Genomic DNA, 21,018 nt, shown 5'->3' on the forward strand with positions numbered 1-21,018 from the left:
TAACTTTAATTTTTTCGGCGATGTTCAATTTTTGCTAGATAGGAGGCAAACACCATGTCATTTGAAATTCTCGAGACAGAAACTCAAGGGACTGTCATTAAGGTTGTAGGTGTAGGCGGCGCAGGCGGTAACGCGGTGGCCCACATGATTGCGCAAGGCGTTCAAAACGTCGAATTCATTTGCGCCAATACCGATGCACAGGCCTTGGCCAAAACCAAAGCCAATGTGCTCATTCAGCTGGGTAAAACTGGTTTGGGCGCGGGCGCAAAACCCGAGGCTGGCCGTCAGGCTGCTGAAGAAGACCGTGACCGCATTCGCGATGCACTGCGTGGCGCGCACATGGTGTTCATCACGGCAGGCATGGGCGGTGGTACAGGTACTGGTGCTGCACCTGTGGTTGCTGAGGTAGCTCAGGAGCTGGGTATTCTGACGGTGGCTGTTGTGACCAAGCCTTTTGAGTTTGAAGGCAACAAGCGTTGCAAGGCCGCAGAAGAAGGTCTTGAAAAGTTGTCCAGCAAAGTGAATTCACTGATTATTGTGCTGAACGAAAAGCTACTCGAAGTGGTTGGCGACGATGCAACACAAGAAGACTGCTTTATTGCAGCCGACGATGTGTTGCATAACGCCTGCGCGGGTATTGCTGAAATCATCAACGTAGAAGGCAACGTGAACGTCGACTTCGAAGATGTGAAAACCATCATGTCGGAAGTGGGTAAGGCCATGATGGGTACAGCCACCGCCAATGGCCCTGAGCGCGCGCGTGAAGCGGCTGAGCAAGCCATTGCATCGCCATTGCTGGAAGGTGTCGATTTGTCGGGAGCTCGTGGCGTGTTGGTCAACATCACTTCAAGCAAGAGCCTGAAGCTGAAAGAAACCAAGGAAGTCATGAACATCATTCGTGCCTATGCTGCGGAAGATGCAACGGTGATTTTCGGTACCGCCTACGATGAAACCATGGGTGACGATTTGCGTGTCACAGTGGTTGCTACAGGTTTGGGCCGCAAGGTAGCCAAGCCGACTTTGGTGCAGGCCGAGCAGTATCAACCCATGGCACGCACCGGTACGTTTGATGCGGTCAGCGGTCAGCAAGGTGAAACGGATTACGCCATACCGGCTGTGTTCCGCAATCCGCGCGACAACGCTGCATCACGTGTACAAGCTTTGCAGGATAGTGGCATGGACCGGTTTGATATTCCCGCATTTTTGCGCCGTCAAGCGGACTAAACGCGGCACAGTATTCAACGCAAGCGATCAGCTTTTCGAGAACATTTTCGGAAAGTGAATGTCCTATCAACACCCTCGGTAGTTCGCGGGTGAAGTTTGCAGTTTTGCCGAAGACTGCAAATCCGCGATCTACTCAGGGTCGCTTGTGTGGTGTATTTTTGAGGTTTTAGGAGAAGCATTAAAATGACAATCAAGATCGGTGACAAACTGCCCAACGCAACGGTGTATGAGTTTTTCCACGAGGAAACCGAAGGGTGTGCTTTAGGACCCAACAAATTTGAAGTGGAAAAAGAGTTGGCCGGTAAAACGGTTGCGATTCTCGCTTTGCCCGGCGCTTACACGCCAACCTGTTCTGCGAAGCATGTGCCTGGTTTTATCCAGAATTTCGACGCATTCAAAGCAAAGGGCGTTGATGAAATTTGGTGCATTTCCGTGAACGACGCGTTTGTGATGGGCATGTGGGGCAAGTCCATGGGTGCAGAAGGCAAAGTACGCATGTTGGCCGACGGATCTGCTGAACTCACCAAGAAAATTGGCCTGGAGCTGGACCTGACTGCTCGCGGCATGGGAATTCGATCCAATCGCTATTCCATGCTGGTAAAAGATGGCGTGGTAACCCAATTCAATCTGGAAGCACCTGGTGTTTTCGAGAACAGTACTGCTGAAAAGCTGTTGTCGCAAATTTAAGAAATAACTGTAGAAACGGGGTAAATCGTGCAATTTTGCGACACTTTTACTCCTTTTTAACCCTAATTGGAGTTTGACCTCCATAAAAAATCTTGGGTTGACCTAAACGGGTGGTTACACTTCCGTGACAATTCAAGGAAAGTTGAGTGAAACAGAGAACCTTAAAACAAGTGTTGAGCGCCACGGGAATCGGCTTGCATTCTGGCAAGCGGGTGACCATGACGCTGCGACCTGCGCCACCTGACACGGGTATTGTGTTCAGGCGCGTTGATCTGCCAGAGCCCGTGGACTTCCCGGTTAATGCCCTGGCGATTGGCGACACGCGCATGGCCTCCACGCTTGAAAAGGACGGTGCCAAGGTTTCAACCATCGAGCATTTGATGTCCGCCCTGTGTGGTTTGGGCGTTGATAACGCCTACATTGATCTCACGGCGGTTGAAGTGCCCATTATGGATGGCAGTGCCATTTCGTTTGTTTTTCTCATTCAGCAAGCCGGATTGCTTGAACAGTCCGCCTTGAAAAAATTCATCCGTGTGAAGAAATCCGTGGAAGTGCGGGAAGGCGAGGGCGCAAGCCTGAAATATGCCAGCTTGACGCCCTACGATGGTTTCCGCCTGAAATTTGAAATTGATTTTGGTCACCCCGCGATCGATAAAACCGGGCAAATGGTTGAAATCGACTTCTCCAGCACATCATTTACCCGGGACATCGCTCGGGCGCGAACCTTTGGTTTCACACAAGACGTCGAAACCTTGCGTAATCTTGGCCTGGCCCTTGGGGGTAATTTGGACAACGCGATTGTGATGGACGAATATCGCATCTTGAATTCGGACGGTTTGCGTTACGACGACGAGTTCGTGAAACACAAGGTATTGGACGCAATCGGCGATCTCTATGTGATTGGGCACCCCATTATCGGCGAGTACCAGGCGTATCGATCCGGCCATGGTCTAAACAATCAGTTGATTCGAGCCCTGATTAAGGACCCCTCTGCGTTTGAAGTGGTGACCTTCGAAAGTGTCAGGGAAACACCTACTGTATTTAGGGCAGATTGGGCAGTTGCCTAAATGTTCGAATGTAAAATAGTATTAATCTCAACAAAATCTGGTGGTTTTGGGATACATTCCAGAAATTACTTGAATTTGTGATGTTTGTTCAGTGCTTGAGTAGCCGCTTTCAAAGGCGAATCCCCAAGCCGGTTTTCAAGGTCTAGCCACGCTTTTCTAGCGGCATCCGAGAAAACAGCCCTTTTTGGGCGACGCTCCAACTGCTTCGATGTCAAAGGGTTGGTTTGTATTTGAAGCTGAATTTCGTTTATATTCATGCCCGAGCCCTGCAGATGCTGAATCAGGCTGGGTAAGGATTGCCTCAGGCGCGTCAGCGCCGCCGGGGTCGACACGAAAATTTTTAGTTTGTCTTTTTTGATTGGTCCAACACTGAAGGTCACGCCACGAAGCGTGGGCCAAGTGTGAATAATCTTCTCAAGTCGACGCGATTGCGCCGCTTGGGTGATTAACGAGCTTGTTTGTGGTTCCTGCATCAGGCTTGCCAAGGGAGATAATGCGGAATGCTTTGGTTTCACCGGGTGTTCTCACTAAAACCCGTTAAAAACGGGTGAATTCGGTTCGCTACGCGGATTGAGGAGGTTATACATGCAGTTAATTCTTATGCGGGGTCCTTTCTCTCGCACCAGTGTACTCAGTATAAAGACCAGCCACGTTGCTTTGTTGCTTGTTTTGCTGGTTATGTTGGCGGGGTCGTTCATGGCCGCCGGCCTGTATTTGGCTGCGCGCTTCGGCGAAAGTATTCCCGTCGTTCAAGACATTGTATACACGCGCCAATTGGCCAAGCACCATGATGTGGCGGATACCGGAAGCCCGCTTGATGCCATGGCCATTCGCCTCGCCGAGATGCGAGCCCAACTTGCGCGCCTGGATGCTGTTAGCGTTCGATTGTTGAAGTCCAATGGACTTGACACCAAGGTGACCCTCACAGAGCAACTGGGCCAGGGTGGTCTGCAGCAAAAAGATGAAAAGTCGTTGAATTACCGGGAAGTTAAAACAGCCATTTCAGATGTTGCCAGCCAAATTGAACGACAGGCCGATGTATTCAGCATTATTGATACGGACCTTCAGACTGCCCGCGTAAAATTCCTCAGTGTTCCCAATGAATCCCCGCTCACCGACACCATCGCTGTCAGTAACTTTGGTAACCGGATTGATCCTTTCACCGGGCGCCGCTCTACCCACGAAGGCATTGATTTCATTGCCCCGACCGGAACGCCCATTCTGGCTGCTGCTGCCGGTGTAGTGGTCGAAGCCAAATGGCATCCGGGTTACGGCAACATGGTAGAAATTGAACACAACAACAAAACTACCACCCGTTATGCCCACGCTTCCAAGCTGTTGGTCAAGCCCGGAGACATCGTGCGACTGGGGCAAAAAATTGCGTTGGTTGGCAGTACAGGCCGATCTACAGGCCCCCACCTGCACTTTGAGGTGCGTGTCGATGGTGTACCTCAAAATCCGAATAAGTTTCTTGAAAAGAATGGCCTTCCCCGTCCTGGCCCTTCAACCGTTGCCGCCTTGAACGGCTTATTCTCGGAAAGCGCTGCAGGCCCGCTGGACTAAGCTTCGCGTGCTAAACTTCTAGGCTGTTTTTGGAATCGACCGGACCCAAAACCCGGTCGATTGACTTTCTGGCCCCCAAAGGGTCGAACCAGCCGACATTATGATCACAGACACTCTGAAAAAGCTTTTTGGCAGCCGCAATGAACGGTTGTTGAAAACCTACCGTAAAACCGTCAACCAAATCAATGCACTAGAGCCAACCGTTCAGGCTTTGAGCGACGAGGCCTTGCGCGCAAAAACTGCCGAATTCAAAGAGCGCCTGGCCAAGGGCGATGCGCTGGAGAGCCTGTTGCCTGAAGCCTTCGCCGTTGTGCGCGAAGCCAGCGTGCGGGTGTTCGGCATGCGGCACTTCGATGTGCAGCTGATCGGCGGTATGGCCCTGCATCAAGGCAAAATTTCAGAAATGCGAACCGGTGAGGGTAAAACACTGGTGGCGACCTTGCCAGCCTACCTCAACGCGCTGGAGGGCAAAGGTGTTCACGTGATCACCGTGAACGATTACCTGGCCTCTCGCGATGCTGCCTGGATGGGCAAGCTGTACGGCTTTCTGGGCTTGAGCGTGGGTTGCAACCTGTCAAGAATGCCGCATGACCAAAAGCAGACTGCATACGCATCGGACATCACCTACGGTACCAACAACGAATTCGGTTTTGATTACCTGCGCGACAATATGGTCTACAGCGTTGGCGAGCGTGTGCAGCGTGGGCTGAACTACGCGATCGTCGACGAGGTGGATTCAATTTTGATCGATGAGGCTCGCACGCCCTTGATCATCTCGGGCCCAGCCGATGATCACACCGAGATGTACCGCAAGCTGGACGGCTTGCCGAAGCAATTGGTGCGCATGCAAAGCGAACAAAAGCCTGGCGAAGAGGAAGTGCCGGGTGACTTTTATGTCGATGAGAAAGGTCACCAAATCCAGGTGAGCGAGACGGGCCACGAGAAGGCTGAGCAAATTCTGACCCAGATGGGATTGTTGCCAGAAGGTGCCAGCCTTTACGATGCGGCCAATATTTCATTGATGCACCATGTGATGGCTGCGTTGCGAGCTCACAATCTGTTCCATAAAGACCAGCACTATGTGGTCCAGAACGGCGAAGTAATCATCGTTGACGAATTCACCGGTCGCTTGATGCCAGGTCGCCGTTGGTCCGACGGCTTGCACCAGGCCGTGGAAGCCAAGGAAGGCGTTCGTATTCAGGCCGAGAACCAAACGCTGGCCTCAATCACGTTCCAGAATTACTTCCGCATGTACAAGAAGCTGTCTGGTATGACCGGGACAGCCGACACAGAAGCGTTTGAATTCCAGTCCATTTACGGCCTGGAAACTGTACTGATTCCAACACACCGCCCTATTCAGCGCAAAGATTCACAAGACAAAATCTACAAAAGCGCCCGTGAAAAATACAACGCAATTCTTGAAGACATCAAGGACTGCTACGAGCGTGGCCAACCTGTGTTGGTGGGTACCACCTCCATCGAGAATTCCGAGCTGATCGCCAGTTTCCTCGAAAAAGAGAAGTTGCCCCACAATGTGCTGAATGCCAAGCAACACGAGCGAGAGGCCGAGATTGTGGCCCAGGCAGGACGCCCCAAAGCCATTACCATTGCAACCAACATGGCGGGTCGTGGTACCGACATTGTGCTGGGCGGTAACCTGGAACGTGAGCTTGCCGGCATTGAAAGCAACCCCGAAATTGACGAGGCCGCCAAGCCCGCCTTGATCGAGAAATCACGCGCCGAATGGAAGCTTCGCAATGAGGCTGTGTTGACCTCGGGCGGCTTGCATATTATTGGTTGCGAGCGCCACGAAAGCCGTCGAATTGACAACCAGTTGCGTGGTCGTGCCGGTCGCCAGGGCGACGCCGGTTCTTCGCGTTTTTACTTGTCGATGGAAGATCAGTTGCTGCGTATTTTTGCGGGTGACCGCGTACGCGCCATCATGGAACGACTGAAGCTGCCAGAAGGTGAAGCGATTGAAGCGGGCATTGTGTCCCGTTCCATTGAGTCGGCCCAACGCAAAGTTGAAGGCCGCAACTTTGATATTCGCAAGCAATTGCTCGAATATGACGATGTCTCGAATGAACAGCGCAAGATTATTTATACGCAGCGCAATGAAATTCTGGAATCTGCTGAAATTCGCGAAACCATTGGCAACCTGCGCCACGGCGCTTTGGAAGCAGTGTTTCGCGAGTACATCCCTGAAGAGTCCGTAGAAGAGCAATGGGATCTGGAAGGCTTGGAGACCGTGCTGCGCAATGAGTATCACCTGGAAGCCAGCTTGCGCAAATGGCTGGAAGAGGATGCGAAAAGCTCGGACGAAGACTTCCTGAAGCGAATTCTTCAAATGGCCGATGAAATTTACGAAGCCAAAGTTCAGTTGGTCGGTGTGGATTCCTTTGCCAAGTTTGAAAAAACATTGTTGTTGCAAAGCATTGATACGCATTGGCGCGAACATTTGGCTGCACTGGATTACCTGCGTCAGGGTATTCACTTGCGCGGCTATGCCCAGAAAAACCCCAAACAGGAATACAAGCGTGAAGCCTTTGAGTTGTTTGGTGCTTTGCTGAATCGCGTGCGCGATGAAGTGGCCAAAGTGCTGCTCACCGTGCGTGTTCAATCCGCCGAACAGGTTCAGCAGGCTGAGCAGCAGTTGGAGCAGCAAGCTTCGTCCCATTTGGACAAGGTTCAGTATCAGCACGCCGAAGTAACAAGCGATGATGAGGATGTCTCGACAGGTGATGAACAGGGGGCAGCAGCTCCCGCCAACGTGCCACGCCGCGTGAGTGAAAAAGTGGGCCGCAACGACCCTTGCCCGTGTGGTTCAGGCAGGAAGTACAAGCAGTGCCACGGAAAAATTGCCTAATTGTATTGAAGTCAACGTGCCAGGGAGCCGACCGCCATGCCCGTGAATTTGAATGTACCCTTAGCTGAATCACTGTTCCCCGTTGCCGGGCTGGACATGGGTTATGCCATGGCCCAAATTCGCAAGCCCAACCGAAAGGATGTGTTGGTCGTGCGTGTGGCCGAAGGCAGCAGCGTGGCGGGGGTGTTTACAAAAAACCGTTTTTGCGCGGCTCCTGTGCAGGTGTGTCAAGCCAATTTGAAGGCTGGCAAAGGCATTCGTGCCCTGGTGGTGAACACCGGCTGTGCCAATGCAGGCACGGGTGAACGTGGATTGGCTGATGCGCGTGCAACCACCGCCAAAGTGGCTGAATTGCTGGGTGTGCAACCCGAGCAGGTGTTGGTGTTTTCAACCGGGGTTATTCTTGAAAACCTGCCGATGGACCGTTTGCTGCTGGGCATTGATCAAGCCGTTGCCGGTTTGGGCAAAGCCGATTGGCTGGATGCAGCTACAGCCATCATGACCACCGACACATTGCCCAAGGCAAGCAGCCGCAAATTGAAAGTGGGTTCCGGTGAAATTTCAATCACCGGTGTGTCCAAAGGGGCTGGCATGATCCGCCCCAATATGGCGACCATGCTGGGCTATTTGGCCACCGATGCGACCGTTGCACAGCCTGTGCTGGACAAGTGGACCACCGCGATGGCAGATGCCTCGTTCAATCGAATTACGATCGATGGCGACACATCAACGAACGACAGTTTTGTGGTCATTGCCACGGGTAAAAGCAAGGCCGTGAATATTCAAACCGGTAATGAGCCTGAAGCCGCAGCCGTGTTCGAAGCATTAAAAGCTGAATCGATCAAGCTGGCCCAGGCGATTGTGCGCGATGGTGAAGGCGCCACCAAATTCATTACGGTGAAGGTGGAGCAGGCCGGTAACGAAGACGAAGCCTTGAAAGTGGCCTATGCAATTGGCCATTCGCCCTTGGTGAAAACCGCATTCTTTGCATCGGACCCCAACCTTGGTCGCATTTTGGCAGCGGTAGGGTATGCAGGCATTGATGATCTGGATCAAACAAAAATTCAACTTTATTTGGGCGATGTGTATGTGGCCCAAAATGGCGGTCGCCATCCGGACTACCGGGAAGAGCAAGGCCAGGCCGTGATGAACGACGCTGAAATTACCGTGCGTGTTCAGTTGGGGCGTGGCGATGCCAGTACCACGGTGTGGACTACCGATTTTTCGCATGAGTACGTCACCATCAATGCGGACTACCGCAGTTAAGCGCGGCTGAACCATGAGCACCCAACACAACGATAGCAAGGCCATTCTTGAGCAACTTGGCCGAATCGCTCAGGCCTTGGAACAGGGGGTGATGAAAGCCCCGAATAACTGGAATGCCTCCACGGCATTCCGCTTGCACCACCGGGCTGGTCAATTGCGCCTTGAGCCTGTAAAAACAGTCGAATCGTTGGATGCCGCTGTGCTCAAGAATATTGGCCCGCAGCTAGAAAAGGTCGACCAGAACACCCACCAGTTTGTGAAAGGCCTGCCCGCCAACAATGTGTTGTTGACCGGTGCGCGTGGCACAGGCAAATCCAGTTTGGTGCGTGCCATGTTGAGCCGCTATGCACCACAGGGTTTGCGGCTGATCGAAGTGGACAAGTCTGATCTACTGTTTTTGCAAGACGTGGTGGATTTGGTCAATGGCCGGCCTGAACGCTTCATTGTGTTTTGCGACGATCTTTCTTTCGAGGAAGGTGAGGCTGGTTACAAAGCATTGAAAAGCGTGCTGGATGGTTCGATTGCCGGTACTTCCGACAACGTACTGATCTACGCCACGTCCAACCGCCGCCATTTGCTGCCGCAAATGATGAAAGACAACCTTCAAACCCAACACTTGGACAACGGCGAAATTCGCCCAGCCGAGGGCATTGAAGAAAAGGTTTCTTTGTCCGACCGTTTTGGTGTGTGGGTTTCATTTCATGCATTCAACCAGGATGAATACCTGGCGGCTGTGCAAGTGTGGCTGGAGCATTTCAACATGCCATACACCGACGAAGCTCGTCATATCGCGCTTCGCTGGACCATTGAGCGCGGCAGCCGCAGCGGTCGCCTGGCTTACCAGTTTGCCAAGCACTGGGCAGGCTCCAAAGGTTTGTGAGCCGAGTTGAGGGTACGCACTTGAAACCCAGAATCGACGTTGCCGTGGCCGTGGTCTTCAATGCCAAAGGCCAGGTGCTGTGGGGTTGTCGGCCAGAAGGAAAGCCTTATGCCGGTTACTGGGAGTTCCCCGGCGGCAAGGTTGAGCCTGATGAAACAGTGTGGCAAGCCCTTGTACGTGAGTTAAAGGAAGAACTGGACATCACCGCGAAGGAAGGTGGCCCGTGGTTCCGCATTGAACACGATTACGAGCACGCCAATGTGCGTTTGCATTTGTACCGCGTGTGGCGTTTTGAAGGCACACCCAAATCGCTTGAGCAGCAGCAATTCACTTGGGCCAGTCTTGACAGTTCAGATCTTTCCCCGATTTTGCCTGCGACCGAACCCCTTTTGCCTAAATTGGCTCAGCCCACGGCAATGGCGTTGAGCAATTACGAGGCTGGGTTCGAGGCCTGTGTCAAACGGTTGGAACAAGCCTTGAGCGTCAACAGGGTGCCAGTTTATGTTCAATTTCGAGAGAAGCAGTTGAACGGGGATGTTCTGATTCAGGCATTCGAACACTGTTACAGCCTGTGTCAGAAAACCGGGCAGGCGATGCTGTTGAATTCCGATACCTGGTTAAACCTCCGAGAACATCTGGATAACTTGCCATGCCCGCTGCATTTGACGCAAGCGCATTTGCTGTCCGGTCAGTTTCAGGATTTGCAATGTGCCGGTGCGTCTGTGCATGATGCAGACAGTCTGCGAATTGCCTTCGATCGTGGCTTGAGTTACGCCGTGTTGGGTGCGGTGAAGCAAACCGCTTCGCATCCCGGGCAGCCTGGTTTGGGCTGGGCACAATTTCTTGAAATGGCTCAAGCTGCGCGTTTGCCGGTGTTTGCAATTGGTGGTTTGGGTTGGGAAGATATGTGCGACGCCCGTTTGCACGGCGCGCACGGTATTGCCATGCTAAGCCAGTTCAAGGCTTAGGGCTTGGCATTACAAATTACACAGTCTGATTTTGAGTTCGATCGGTTCCAGGTAGGGGTTGTTTTTGCTGACCCCGTTGGCGTTCGGAATATTGAAGCGAATCCACAGCATGTATTTGTTGGCGCTGAACTCGGGCACAACTTCAAGCTCGCTAGGTAAATCAACCCGTAACAGCTGAAATGTTTTGCCGCTCATTTGTTGCGTGTAGTTACCTTGCTCGGCCGTGACCGCACTCATTTCACCGCTGTGGCGCAGTATTTTCAATACCAACTCAATAGCTTTGGCCAGGGGACGCATGGGTTCAAACCAAGCCTCCATGTCGACTCGGCGTGCCTGGGCAGATCGGGATTGCCAGCGGTGGTAGCCTGGCAAATCAAATTCACAAACACCGCCTGGTATGGAGCAACGGCTGCGAATAATCATGAGGAACTCGTTGTCACGCAGGTGATAGCCAAGCCTGCCATTGCATTGGTTTAGCTGAGTCGCGGTTGAATCAATGCTCGCGAGCGTTTCTTCGAGCATGTTGCGGTCAACACCTGGGTGGCCACGAAATTGCACCAGCGATGCGCGTTGCCGGTCAAGTTCTTGAAGCAAATCGCTTTTCAAGTCGGCTCTTGAGCCTACTTCAATGATTTCAAACAGGGTGAGCAGCGCGGTGTGATGGTCCAGGCGATGGTCCTGAGACATGAAAAAGCCAAACTTGGCGAATAAATCTTCAAGGCGCAACAGCGTGCGAATTCTCTCGTTGAGTGGAAACTCGTAAGTGGTGATTTGAGTGACCTGATTGGTGGTCTGTTGTTCGTCTGTAACTTGAGTCACCGAGCCATCGCAATTAAAAGGAACATCAGGTGTGATTGTGGCGCACCTGTGGTTTTCATGCAAATAGCAAGGTCACTTTTGCGCTTTTTTTATTAATTTTTGGTGCATAAAGTCGATTTTTTCGATCAATTCGGGTAGCTCGCCTTTGTTTTCGATCACCTGCGTTGCTCCCGCCAGTCGTGTCTCTCGTGTGGCCTGGTTTTGCATGACCGCGCGCACCTGAGCTTCCGGCCAGCCATTGCGTTGAATGACGCGTTGAACTTGTTTCTCTACAGGGCAGTCCACCACGACAATTTCGTCCATTAGCTCACCCCAGCCGCCTTTCTCAAACAGCAGTGGCACCACCAATACAAAGTATATGGGGGCACCCGCGTCGAGTTGTTGTTGAACAAGCTGGCGAATTTTTGGGTGAAGAATTTTTTCAAGCGCCTGGCGCTTTTCTGGTTCTTTGAACACCAATGCCCGCATGTGGTCTCGGTTCATGCTGCCATCGGGACGCAGGGCCTCGTTGCCAAATGCGCGTTGTATGTCGGGTATGGCCAGTCCCCCCGTTTTTGTCAGGCTGTGGGCGATTTCATCGGTGTCGATGACCGTGGCCCCCAGTGCTTGAAGCCGGTCGGAAACCGCTGTTTTCCCTGAACCGATTCCACCTGTCAGGCCAACTACCAGTTGTTTGGGTTTTTTTAAGGCGATGTGCATGGTTTGCTTAAATCCATTTGGTCAGGTCAAAGCCTGCCATCCACGCCAACGCACCCATTACCAGGCAGGGGCCAAAGGGAAACGCATCGGTTTTTTTCTTTCCGCGAATGGTTTGAATGATCAGGCCAAACACAATGCCCGAAACCGAGGCAAACAACACCACGCTGAACAGCGATGTAAAGCCCAGCCAGGCACCGATCGCTGCCAGTAATTTGAAATCGCCGTAGCCCATGCCTTCTTTGCCGGTTGCCAGCTTGAACAGCTGATAAATCAGCCACAAAACAAGGTAGCCCAGTGCCGCACCCGATACGGCGCTGGCCAGCGGCACAAATGCGAAGAAAAGGTTGAACAGCAAACCGGCCCACAACAAGGGTAGCGTAATGCTGTCTGGCAACAGGTAAGTATCAAGGTCGATAAGCGCCAATACCAACAAGCTGGCCGCAAACACCATGAGGGCAAGGCCCACAACGCCGGGAGGATTGAGCCAGGCAATCGCCAGGAAGAGGCCGCCACACAACAGTTCAACCACTGGGTAGCGCATGGAGATTTGGCTTGAGCAATGGCCACATTTGCCACGCAACAACAGGTAAGAAAGCACCGGAATGTTGTGCCAGGCCTTCAGTGGGGTTTTGCAGGCGGGGCAATGGGATGCGGGCAGAAACAGGTTGAAGCGCGGAAATTCCTCGGGCTCGCGACCTTGAGCCTCGGCAAGGTCTGCGTCCCATGCGCGTTGCATCATGATGGGTAATCGGTGGGCCACTACATTGAGCAACGACCCGATACACAGTCCCAACAGTGCGCTAAGCGCCAGCCATTGGGCGGGCTCCAAACCATTCAGTGCGGTCAAACAATGTCTCCCATATTGAAGATCGGCATGTACATGCCCACAATCAGCACGCCCACCAGTATGCCAATAATGCACATAATCATGGGCTCCATCACGGTGGACAGTGTATCCACTTTGTCATCCAGGTTGGTCTCATACTGATTGGCCAAGCGTTCCAGCATCGAGTCCATTCTTCCTGATTCTTCGCCAATGCGAATCATCTGGATGGATTCTGGCGGAAAAAGCCGACTGCCTTCCATGCTGTCTGAAACCCGGGCGCCCGAGGCCACGGCTTGTCGTATTTCAAGGGTGGCGTCCTGAAAACTTTGAATCTGAGACACGCTGGCCACCGACTCCAATGCAGAGGTAATCGGCACGCCCGATGCGCTCAAAGTGGCAAACGTGCGTGTCCAGCGGGCATGGACCGCTGTTTTCATCAGATCGCCGATAAGCGGCATGCGCAACAGAAGAATGTCCATGGCGTTCTTGAATCTTTGATTGCGACGGTACATTTGTAACAGGCTGTATATTCCCAGTGCCAAAGCGCCGAGCACAATCAATCCGTATTCCTGAAGAAAGTCGGAGGCTTTCAACAAGATGGTGGTGAGCAACGGCAGTTCGGCGTTGAACTGGGAGTAAATGGACTTGAACGAGGGCAGCACAAACAGCAACATGCCCACGGTGACCCCAATGGCCACCAGCACCACAATGCTTGGGTAGATCATTGCCTTGCGAACCTTTTGCCGAATGCGCAAGGTTTTTTCAATGTGGGTGGCCAAGCGACCCAATGCTGTATCCAGTTCACCGGCATTTTCACCCGCGGCCAGTGTGTTGCAGAACAAATTGTCGAAACAGCGGGGATGCTTGCGCATGGCTTCGCTCAGTTTCAAGCCGCTTTCTACGTCGGCGCGAATGGCTCTAACCACAGTTTGAATGGCTCGTTTGGATTTGCTGGTCATGCCGCCAGCAATCAAACCGAGACTTTGCCCCAGGGGTACGCCCGACTGGATCATTACGGCCAGTTGCCTGACAAAAGAGGCCACCATGACCAGTTGAATATTGCTGCCTGTGTAGGGTTTGGCTTTTCGAAGCGAACTGGCCTTGACCCCCTGCCGGCTGAGTTGGTAGCGGGCGTGGTCAATTGATTTGGCTCTGATTTCACCTGACCGGGCCTTTTGTGCCTTGCCTTTGGGTTTCTCCGTCCACAGAAAAAGCAGCTCCCCGGAAGGGGATTTTTCTCTCAGGTTTGCATTCATTGTGCGCGCTCGCAAGCAGATTAATCGGCTTTTGTCGCGCTCAGAATTTCCTCAATGCTGGTGATGCCCAAGCGAACCTTGGCAACGCCCGATTCGCTCATGCTGGCAATGCCCTCTTGGCGAGCCAGGCGCTCCATGTCCAGTGCAGAGGCACCCGAAATAATGAGTTCCTGCATGGCTTCGGACACAGGCAGCACTTCGTAAATCCCGGTGCGACCTGAGTATCCTGTGCCATTGCAGGCCTCGCAGCCCACCGCGCAGAAGGGTGTCCAATCCTCTTGGGGGACCTCTTTTAACAGGCCAGAGGTGGTCAACGCTTGAAGCCCAAGCGGGTGCGGGGATTTGCAATTGCACAGTTTGCGCACCAGGCGCTGCGCAATGATCAGGCTGACCGAGGAGGCAATGTTGAAGGTTTCAACGCCCATGTTTTTCAGGCGGATGATGGACGACACGGCGTCGTTGGTGTGCAAGGTTGAGAGCACCTTGTGGCCTGTTTGAGAAGCTTTGATCGAGATGTCAGCGGTTTCGAGATCGCGGATTTCGCCGACCATGATTACATCGGGATCCTGGCGGAGCAAGGCGCGCAGGGCCTTTGCAAAGGTCAAGCCAATTCGTTCGTTGATGTTGACCTGATTAATTCCGGGCAGGTTGATTTCGGCGGGGTCTTCTACGGTGCTGATGTTGATCGAGTCATGGTTCAACATTTGCAGGAAGGTGTACAGCGACACGGTTTTGCCACTGCCGGTGGGGCCTGTGACCAGAATCATGCCATGTGGTTTTGCCAGTGCCTTTTCGACTGCGGCGCGCTGGGTGTTCTCAAAGCCGAGTTGTTCAAGTTTTAACAGTGACTTGCTCGAGTCGAGCAGGCGCATCACAATTTTTTCACCGAACAGGGTGGGCAGGGTGCTAACCCGGAAATCGATTTTGCGTTCATCGGCGCCCAAGGTAAGTCGAATTCGACCGTCCTGAGGGACCCGTGTTTCGGTGGTGTTCAAGCGGCTCATGATTTTGATTCGAGCTGCGATCTTTGATTTGGCAGCCAGTGGTGGCTGGGACGTTTCCTGAAGCAGGCCGTCGATTCGGAATCGAACCCGGTAACTTTTCTCGTAGGGTTCAAAGTGAATGTCTGAAGCGCCTTTCTTCAGGGCATCGCTGAGCACGCGTTGAACAAATCGCACAATTGGCGCATCGTCCACATCGGGCGAAGTTTCTTCGTTGTTTGAATTGCCGGCATCGGATTCAACTTCGGTCAGCAAGCTTTCGTCCATGCCCTGTGAGGGGTCGTTTTTCTCAATCCGGCTCAGTAGCTTGTCGTATTCAACCACCACGGGCTCCACCTGCAGTTGGGTGCGGAATTTCAGTTGCTGAATCGTACTGAGGTCGGTGGGGTCGGCCATGGCCACGCTGAGTGATCCGTGGCGACGATTCAGTACAAAAGCCTCAAGCCCTTTCTCGGCCTGAATCAAATCTGTTTCAAGCCCTTCACGAGAATCGTCAAACTGGCTCAAGTCGAGCAATGGGTAACCGAAATGCTGGGCGACCGTGCTGGCAAGCAACTCAGCGCTTACCACGCCATTGCTCACAATCCATTCCGCGACCGATCTGCCTTGGGCTTCTTCAGCGGTCAATTGTTCAAGCTGCGCGCTGTCCAGAATTCCTTTGGCGGTCAATGCCCGTACAAGTCCCGAGCTTTTGACAATTGCACTACTGATGCTCATAGATCAAGGTCCTTGAAAGTGAACGGTTTGGATCAACAGCTGTATTGCCCAACTATGCGTATTCAGTATGTACTTATCAATCACCTAGGCGGATGTTTTTGTGCCATTCAGGTGTTGCGATTGACCGCAACGTCGCACAACAGGGTCAGCGCTTCGGTGTACGGGTTCGGTGCCAAGGTGCCCAATCGGATTTTGGCTGATTCGGCCAGTGCATGCGCCTTGTGTCGGGTGTAATTCAGCGAGCCGGTCTGTTCAATGCTCGCCATGATTGCGCTGACATCCTGGGTTCCACCGTTGGCAATGGCATCCCGAATTTGAGCCTGCACTTGTGGCGCTGCATGTTGCATGGCGTGAATCAGGGGCAGGGTGGGTTTGCCTTCACGCAGGTCATCGCCTACATTTTTGCCCAGGGCGGCACTTTCGCCAGCGTAATCCAGTACATCGTCGATCAGTTGAAAAGCGCTGCCCACTTCGGCGCCGAAACGACCTAAATTCGCGGTGGTTTCAGTGTTCTGGCCTGTCACAATGCCAGCCAGCCGGCAAGAAGCCTCAAAAAGCTTGGCGGTTTTGAAGTCAATGACCTGCATGTACCGGGCTTCGGTCACGTCCGGGTCTTTGCAGTTGAGCAACTGGAGCACTTCACCCTCGGCAATCGTGTTCGTGGCTTCCGAGAGCACGTCCATCACGTCCATCAGGCCGATCTTGACCATCATTTGAAACGAGCGGGAGTACAGGAAGTCGCCCACCAGCACGGCGGCAGAATTTCCATATTCTGCATTCGCAGTCAGGCGACCGCGGCGCATGTCGGATTCATCGACCACGTCATCGTGCAGCAGGGTGGCTGTGTGGATGAATTCAACGATTGCTGCCAATTCAATGGCTTGCGACATTTGTTGGGGGTTGGCACCCAAGGCGCGGGCTGTCAGAATAACCAATGCTGGCCGCAAACGCTTTCCGCCTGCGTTGATGATGTAGTCGCTGATCTGGTTGATCAGGCTAACCTCGGAATGCAGGCTGGTGCGAATGATTTGATCAAGTTGTTGCATGTCGGCTGCAATGGGCAGCAACACACTTTTCACACTGGGCGCAGGGCTAGGCATGGGTTTTGAGGCATATGTAGGTTAATTGCGTTGCGCATATTGTACTTGAGGGTGTTTGCGAAAAGCCGCACAGGGTTTACAGAATGTACCAACTTTGCGCACAAGGCTTTGACATCATTGAATTTTCCGAGCATAATTGCGGGCTATCCGAATTTTTTCGGGTTCAAATCTTTGAAAGTTTGATTAAAGACTTTGGTTAAATTTAAGGGTCAACTATGTACGCGGTCATAAAAACCGGTGGTAAACAATACAAAGTTATCGCTGGTGAAAAACTTAAAGTAGAACAGATACCTGCTGACATTGGCCAAGAAATCTCTCTGGACGAAGTGCTTGCCGTTGGTAGCGGTGACACAGTTAAAGTGGGCACTCCACTGGTTCAAGGGGCTTCGGTCAAGGCAGTTGTTTTGGCACACGGTCGTCACGATAAAGTGAAGATCTTCAAGATGCGTCGTCGCAAGCACTACCAAAAGCGTCAAGGCCATCGCCAGAACTACACTCAAATCCAGATCCAAGCCATCAACGCTTGATAGAGGAGAATGACTCATGGCAAGTAAGAAAGGCGGCGGCTCTACGCGCAACGGACGTGACTCAGAAGCCAAGCGACTGGGCGTGAAGGTGTTTGGCGGTCAGGCGATCAACGCCGGCGGCATTATCATTCGCCAACGCGGTACACGTTTTCATGCTGGCGACAACGTCGGCATGGGCAAAGATCACACATTGTTCGCCCTGACTGATGGTCAGGTGCAGTTCTCAGTGAAAGGCGCCTTGCGTCGCAAAACTGTGAGCGTGGTCAACGAAGGCTAATATCTTCGTTTGCACCGCACACCGTGCTTGGTCCAATAGCCCTGCATTGCAGGGCTATTTTCGTTTTGGGTCAAGTACATTCAAGTTTTAAGTAAACAAGCAAACTCAGCAGCACAATTTTCGGGACAAGGCATGAAATTCATCGACGAAGCAACAATTGAGGTGTTTGCAGGCAAGGGCGGCAATGGCTCGGGCAGCTTTCGTCGTGAAAAATTCATTCCCAAGGGCGGCCCTGATGGTGGTGACGGCGGCAAAGGCGGCAGCGTATTTGCCGAGGCCGACCGCAATCTGAACACCTTGATTGATTACCGTTTTTCCAAACAGCACCGCGCCAAAGGCGGTGAAAATGGTCGTGGGTCCGATTGCTACGGTGCGGCTGGCCTGGACGTTGTGTTGAAAATGCCTGTAGGTACCACGATTGTGAATGCTGAAACAGGCTTGGTTGTTGCTGATTTGACCGAGCACGGTCAGCAAGTGTTGATTGCCAAGGGCGGCGATGGCGGCCTGGGCAATATTCACTTCAAAAGCAGTGTGAACCGCGCACCGCGCCAGTTCACCAAAGGCAAAGACGGCGATTCAGCCCGCTACAAGCTCGAGTTGAAAGTGCTGGCCGATGTGGGCCTGCTGGGCATGCCCAATGCAGGCAAGTCGACCTTGATTGCTGCGGTATCGAATGCACGGCCAAAAATTGCAGATTATCCATTTACCACTTTGCACCCCAACCTGGGCGTGGTGCGCATTGGCCATGCGCAAAGCTTTGTAATTGCTGACGTGCCGGGTTTGATTGAAGGGGCAGCGGAAGGCGCAGGCCTGGGTCACCAGTTTTTGAAGCACCTAAGCCGCACGCGCGTGCTGTTGCACCTGGTGGATTTGGCCCCGTTCGACGAAAACGTAGACCCAGTGCATGAGGCTGCAGCCATTGTAGAAGAGTTGCGCAAGTACGATGAAGACCTGTGGGCCAAGCCCCGCTGGTTGGTGTTGAATAAAATCGACATGATTGCGGAAGAAGACCGCAAAGCGAAAATTGACGATTTTGTGAAGCGTTATCAGAAGAAAACGGGATGGCAAGGTCAGGTTCACCCCATTTCCAGCTTGACCGGCGAAAACACGGCCAACCTGATGCGCTCGGTTTACGAAAACCTGGTGCAGCAAATGCAGGTGGAATTTCCGCCCGAGCCCGATGCGCGTTTCCGCGAAAGCACAGGTACACTCATCAATCCCGAAAAAACTGGCGACGATCAGGAGTAACTTCCGTGGCAGGGAAATCTCTGGCAAATCAACGTGTAGTAGTCAAAGTGGGCAGCTCCCTTGTTACCAAGAATGGCGAGGGTGTGGACATGGAGTCCATTCGCGCCTGGGCAGCTCAAATTGCTGAGCTAACCAATCAAGGTTGTGAGGTGGTGTTGGTTTCATCTGGCGCAATTGCCGAGGGCATGAAACGCTTGAAGTGGGCCAAGCGCCCACGCGAAATTCACGAACTTCAAGCCGCTGCGGCGGTGGGGCAAATGGGTTTGGTGCACGCCTACGAGATTGGCTTTGCGGAACACGGTTTGGTGTGCGCGCAGGTGCTACTGACCCACGCAGATTTGGCCGACCGCGAACGTTACCTGAATGCGCGGTCCACGCTGTACTCTTTGTTGGGCCACAAGGTTGTACCTATCATTAATGAAAATGACACGGTGGTCACAGACGAAATCCGTTTTGGTGACAACGACACCTTGGGTGCACTGGTCACCAACCTGGTCGAAGCCGATACCCTGGTCATTTTGACTGACCAAGTGGGCTTGTACAGCGCCGATCCCCGCAAGAATCCGGATGCAAAGTTCATTGTTGAGGAAACTGCGGGCAACCCTGAACTTGAAAAAATGGCAGGTGGTGCCGGTAGCAACGTGGGCACAGGCGGCATGATTACCAAAATTCTGGCAGCCAAACGTGCAGCACGAAGCGGCGCTGCCACGGTGATTGCCAGCGGCCATGAACCCAATGTGCTGGTGCGCCTGATGAAAGGCGAGCCTGTGGGAACCTATCTGAAAGCGCCTTTGGGCCGCTTGGCTGCCCGCAAGCAGTGGATGGCCGACCATTTGAAATTGAAGGGCTCGCTGTTGCTGGATGCAGGCGCAGCCGAGGCCTTGCGCAAGAAAAAGGGTAGCCTGCTGCCAATTGGCGTAACGGGTTGCCAGGGCAATTTCCAGCGCGGCGATGTGGTGGCATGCTTAAGCCCTGAAGGCGAGGAAGTGGCACGTGGCCTGGTTAATTATTCTGCTGCCGAGGTTAAAAAAATTGCCAAGCAGCCCACCAGCGCGATAGAGTCCATCCTTGGTTATTTGGACGAACCCGAGCTGATTCACCGCGACAACATGGTGATATTGGCCTAACACGAATTGGAGTGCGCCTATGGAACTGTCGATGTGGAAAAGCAGCGGGCAGTTTTTTGACTGGAAAGGCCACTCTATCTTTGTGCAAGACACCGGCGCGGCCAACAAGCCAGTGCTGTTACTGATTCATGGCTTTCCAACTGCCAGCTACGACTTCCATTTAATGTGGCCTGAACTGGCTGAATCACATCGCTTAATTGCCTTCGACATGCTGGGTTATGGGTATTCCGACAAACCCCGTACTTGGCAGCACTCCATTTTTAACCAGGCTGACATTGCCGAAGCCCTGCTAAAAAGCAAACGCATTTCCGCATGCACGATGATTACCCATGACGTGGGTGACACTGTGGGGCAAGAAATTCTGGCCCGCCATGCAGAAGGCCAGTTGGGCTTCAGGCTTGAGCGTGTGGTGATGTTCAATGGCGGGCTTTTTCCAGAAACTCACCGTGCCATTCTGGTTCAGAAGCTGTTGCTCAGCCCGCTGGGTTTTGTGTTCACCCGGCTGATGAAAAAAGAAAAGCTGGCAGCCAGCTTGCGCAGCGTGTGTTCCGAGGGTTTGAGCGATGCTGACATTGACGCTGCCTGGACATTGATGGCCCACAAAAAAGGCAATTTGTGCATGCACCTGTTGATTCAGTACATGCGCGAGAGGCGCGAAAATCGTGACCGTTGGGTGCAGGCTTTGCAAAAGGCCGACATGCCTTTCACCTTGATCGATGGCGTTGAAGACCCAATTTCCGGCGAACACATGGTGCAGCGGTTTGAAGAATTGGTGCCTGGCAAACAAACCATTCGACTGGCTGGTTTGGGGCATTACCCTCATCTTGAAGACGCCACTGCCGTGTTGGCTGCGTTGAAACCCCTGATTGTCCAATAGCCTTGCAGTGATTAACCCAAAAT

At 52.9% G+C, this 21,018-nt stretch carries 20 protein-coding genes; 13 read left to right on the forward strand and 7 right to left on the reverse strand.

Going from position 1 to position 21,018, the window contains the following annotated elements; genetic code table 11:
- Positions 1 to 54 precede the first annotated feature (54 nt).
- The 3 genes from ftsZ to lpxC all read left to right on the forward strand — a co-directional run bounded on the left by ftsZ (position 55) and on the right by lpxC (position 2,978).
- On the forward strand, positions 55 to 1,224 hold the full coding sequence (gene ftsZ / locus FRIGORI9N_RS14085; RefSeq protein ID WP_159572482.1) for a cell division protein FtsZ: 1,170 nt from the start codon (positions 55 to 57) through the stop codon (positions 1,222 to 1,224).
- 183 nt (positions 1,225 to 1,407) lie between these two features.
- Positions 1,408 to 1,911 carry a peroxiredoxin gene (locus FRIGORI9N_RS14090; RefSeq protein ID WP_159572484.1) on the forward strand — a complete coding sequence of 168 codons (504 nt, stop codon included), beginning with the start codon at positions 1,408 to 1,410 and terminating at the stop codon, positions 1,909 to 1,911.
- 146 nt (positions 1,912 to 2,057) lie between these two features.
- The gene (gene lpxC / locus FRIGORI9N_RS14095) at positions 2,058 to 2,978 is read left to right on the forward strand and encodes a UDP-3-O-acyl-N-acetylglucosamine deacetylase (RefSeq protein WP_159572486.1); all 921 of its coding nucleotides are present in this window, start codon (positions 2,058 to 2,060) and stop codon (positions 2,976 to 2,978) included.
- A gap of 65 nt (positions 2,979 to 3,043) precedes the next feature.
- Here lpxC and FRIGORI9N_RS14100 read toward each other — a convergent pair whose 3' ends face one another.
- A complete protein-coding gene (locus tag FRIGORI9N_RS14100; protein WP_159572488.1) occupies positions 3,044 to 3,451 on the reverse strand; it encodes a hypothetical protein in 408 nt (135 codons plus the stop codon).
- Positions 3,452 to 3,563: 112 nt separating this feature from the next.
- On the opposite strand from FRIGORI9N_RS14100, the gene FRIGORI9N_RS14105 reads away from it, so the two are divergent.
- The 5 genes from FRIGORI9N_RS14105 (at position 3,564) to FRIGORI9N_RS14125 (ending at position 10,521) form a co-directional block, all read left to right on the forward strand.
- The gene (locus FRIGORI9N_RS14105; protein ID WP_159572490.1) at positions 3,564 to 4,541 is read left to right on the forward strand and encodes a M23 family metallopeptidase; all 978 of its coding nucleotides are present in this window, start codon (positions 3,564 to 3,566) and stop codon (positions 4,539 to 4,541) included.
- Between the two features lie 100 nt (positions 4,542 to 4,641).
- Entirely contained in the window at positions 4,642 to 7,407 is a 2,766-nt protein-coding gene (gene secA, locus FRIGORI9N_RS14110; RefSeq protein ID WP_159572492.1) for a preprotein translocase subunit SecA, read from the forward strand.
- Positions 7,408 to 7,443: 36 nt separating this feature from the next.
- On the forward strand, positions 7,444 to 8,673 hold the full coding sequence (gene argJ / locus FRIGORI9N_RS14115) for a bifunctional glutamate N-acetyltransferase/amino-acid acetyltransferase ArgJ (RefSeq protein WP_159572494.1): 1,230 nt from the start codon (positions 7,444 to 7,446) through the stop codon (positions 8,671 to 8,673).
- Positions 8,674 to 8,686: 13 nt separating this feature from the next.
- A complete protein-coding gene (locus tag FRIGORI9N_RS14120) occupies positions 8,687 to 9,553 on the forward strand; it encodes an ATP-binding protein (RefSeq protein WP_159572496.1) in 867 nt (288 codons plus the stop codon).
- 20 nt (positions 9,554 to 9,573) lie between these two features.
- Positions 9,574 to 10,521, forward strand: a complete 948-nt coding sequence (locus tag FRIGORI9N_RS14125) for a Nudix family hydrolase (protein WP_159572498.1) — start codon at positions 9,574 to 9,576, stop codon at positions 10,519 to 10,521.
- A 9-nt stretch (positions 10,522 to 10,530) separates the two neighbouring features.
- Here the strand turns inward: FRIGORI9N_RS14125 and zapD are convergent, their stop codons facing one another.
- The 6 genes from zapD to FRIGORI9N_RS14155 all read right to left on the reverse strand — a co-directional run bounded on the left by zapD (position 10,531) and on the right by FRIGORI9N_RS14155 (position 16,939).
- Positions 10,531 to 11,292 carry a cell division protein ZapD gene (gene zapD, locus FRIGORI9N_RS14130; protein WP_371717467.1) on the reverse strand — a complete coding sequence of 254 codons (762 nt, stop codon included), beginning with the start codon at positions 11,290 to 11,292 and terminating at the stop codon, positions 10,531 to 10,533.
- 120 nt (positions 11,293 to 11,412) lie between these two features.
- Positions 11,413 to 12,039, reverse strand: a complete 627-nt coding sequence (gene coaE, locus FRIGORI9N_RS14135) for a dephospho-CoA kinase (RefSeq protein WP_159572502.1) — start codon at positions 12,037 to 12,039, stop codon at positions 11,413 to 11,415.
- 7 nt (positions 12,040 to 12,046) lie between these two features.
- Complete coding sequence (locus FRIGORI9N_RS14140) at positions 12,047 to 12,886, reverse strand: A24 family peptidase (RefSeq protein ID WP_159572504.1); 840 nt, start codon at positions 12,884 to 12,886, stop codon at positions 12,047 to 12,049.
- Positions 12,883 to 14,121 carry a type II secretion system F family protein gene (locus FRIGORI9N_RS14145; protein ID WP_159572506.1) on the reverse strand — a complete coding sequence of 413 codons (1,239 nt, stop codon included), beginning with the start codon at positions 14,119 to 14,121 and terminating at the stop codon, positions 12,883 to 12,885. The genes FRIGORI9N_RS14140 and FRIGORI9N_RS14145 overlap by 4 nt, the downstream gene beginning before the upstream one ends.
- A gap of 20 nt (positions 14,122 to 14,141) precedes the next feature.
- Entirely contained in the window at positions 14,142 to 15,839 is a 1,698-nt protein-coding gene (pilB, locus tag FRIGORI9N_RS14150) for a type IV-A pilus assembly ATPase PilB (RefSeq protein WP_159572508.1), read from the reverse strand.
- 107 nt (positions 15,840 to 15,946) lie between these two features.
- Entirely contained in the window at positions 15,947 to 16,939 is a 993-nt protein-coding gene (locus FRIGORI9N_RS14155) for a polyprenyl synthetase family protein (protein WP_159572510.1), read from the reverse strand.
- 215 nt (positions 16,940 to 17,154) lie between these two features.
- On the opposite strand from FRIGORI9N_RS14155, the gene rplU reads away from it, so the two are divergent.
- The 5 genes from rplU to FRIGORI9N_RS14180 all read left to right on the forward strand — a co-directional run bounded on the left by rplU (position 17,155) and on the right by FRIGORI9N_RS14180 (position 20,995).
- Complete coding sequence (gene rplU, locus FRIGORI9N_RS14160) at positions 17,155 to 17,466, forward strand: 50S ribosomal protein L21 (RefSeq protein ID WP_130558484.1); 312 nt, start codon at positions 17,155 to 17,157, stop codon at positions 17,464 to 17,466.
- 16 nt (positions 17,467 to 17,482) lie between these two features.
- Positions 17,483 to 17,743, forward strand: a complete 261-nt coding sequence (gene rpmA / locus FRIGORI9N_RS14165; protein WP_008250442.1) for a 50S ribosomal protein L27 — start codon at positions 17,483 to 17,485, stop codon at positions 17,741 to 17,743.
- A gap of 132 nt (positions 17,744 to 17,875) precedes the next feature.
- Entirely contained in the window at positions 17,876 to 18,991 is a 1,116-nt protein-coding gene (cgtA, locus tag FRIGORI9N_RS14170) for an Obg family GTPase CgtA (RefSeq protein ID WP_159572512.1), read from the forward strand.
- A gap of 5 nt (positions 18,992 to 18,996) precedes the next feature.
- A complete protein-coding gene (gene proB / locus FRIGORI9N_RS14175; protein WP_159572514.1) occupies positions 18,997 to 20,118 on the forward strand; it encodes a glutamate 5-kinase in 1,122 nt (373 codons plus the stop codon).
- Positions 20,119 to 20,137: 19 nt separating this feature from the next.
- Complete coding sequence (locus FRIGORI9N_RS14180) at positions 20,138 to 20,995, forward strand: alpha/beta fold hydrolase (RefSeq protein WP_159572516.1); 858 nt, start codon at positions 20,138 to 20,140, stop codon at positions 20,993 to 20,995.
- The last annotated feature ends 23 nt before the right edge of the window (positions 20,996 to 21,018 follow it).

It is taken from the genome of Limnobacter sp. 130 (assembly GCF_902506325.1).
Classification (GTDB): domain Bacteria; phylum Pseudomonadota; class Gammaproteobacteria; order Burkholderiales; family Burkholderiaceae_B; genus Limnobacter.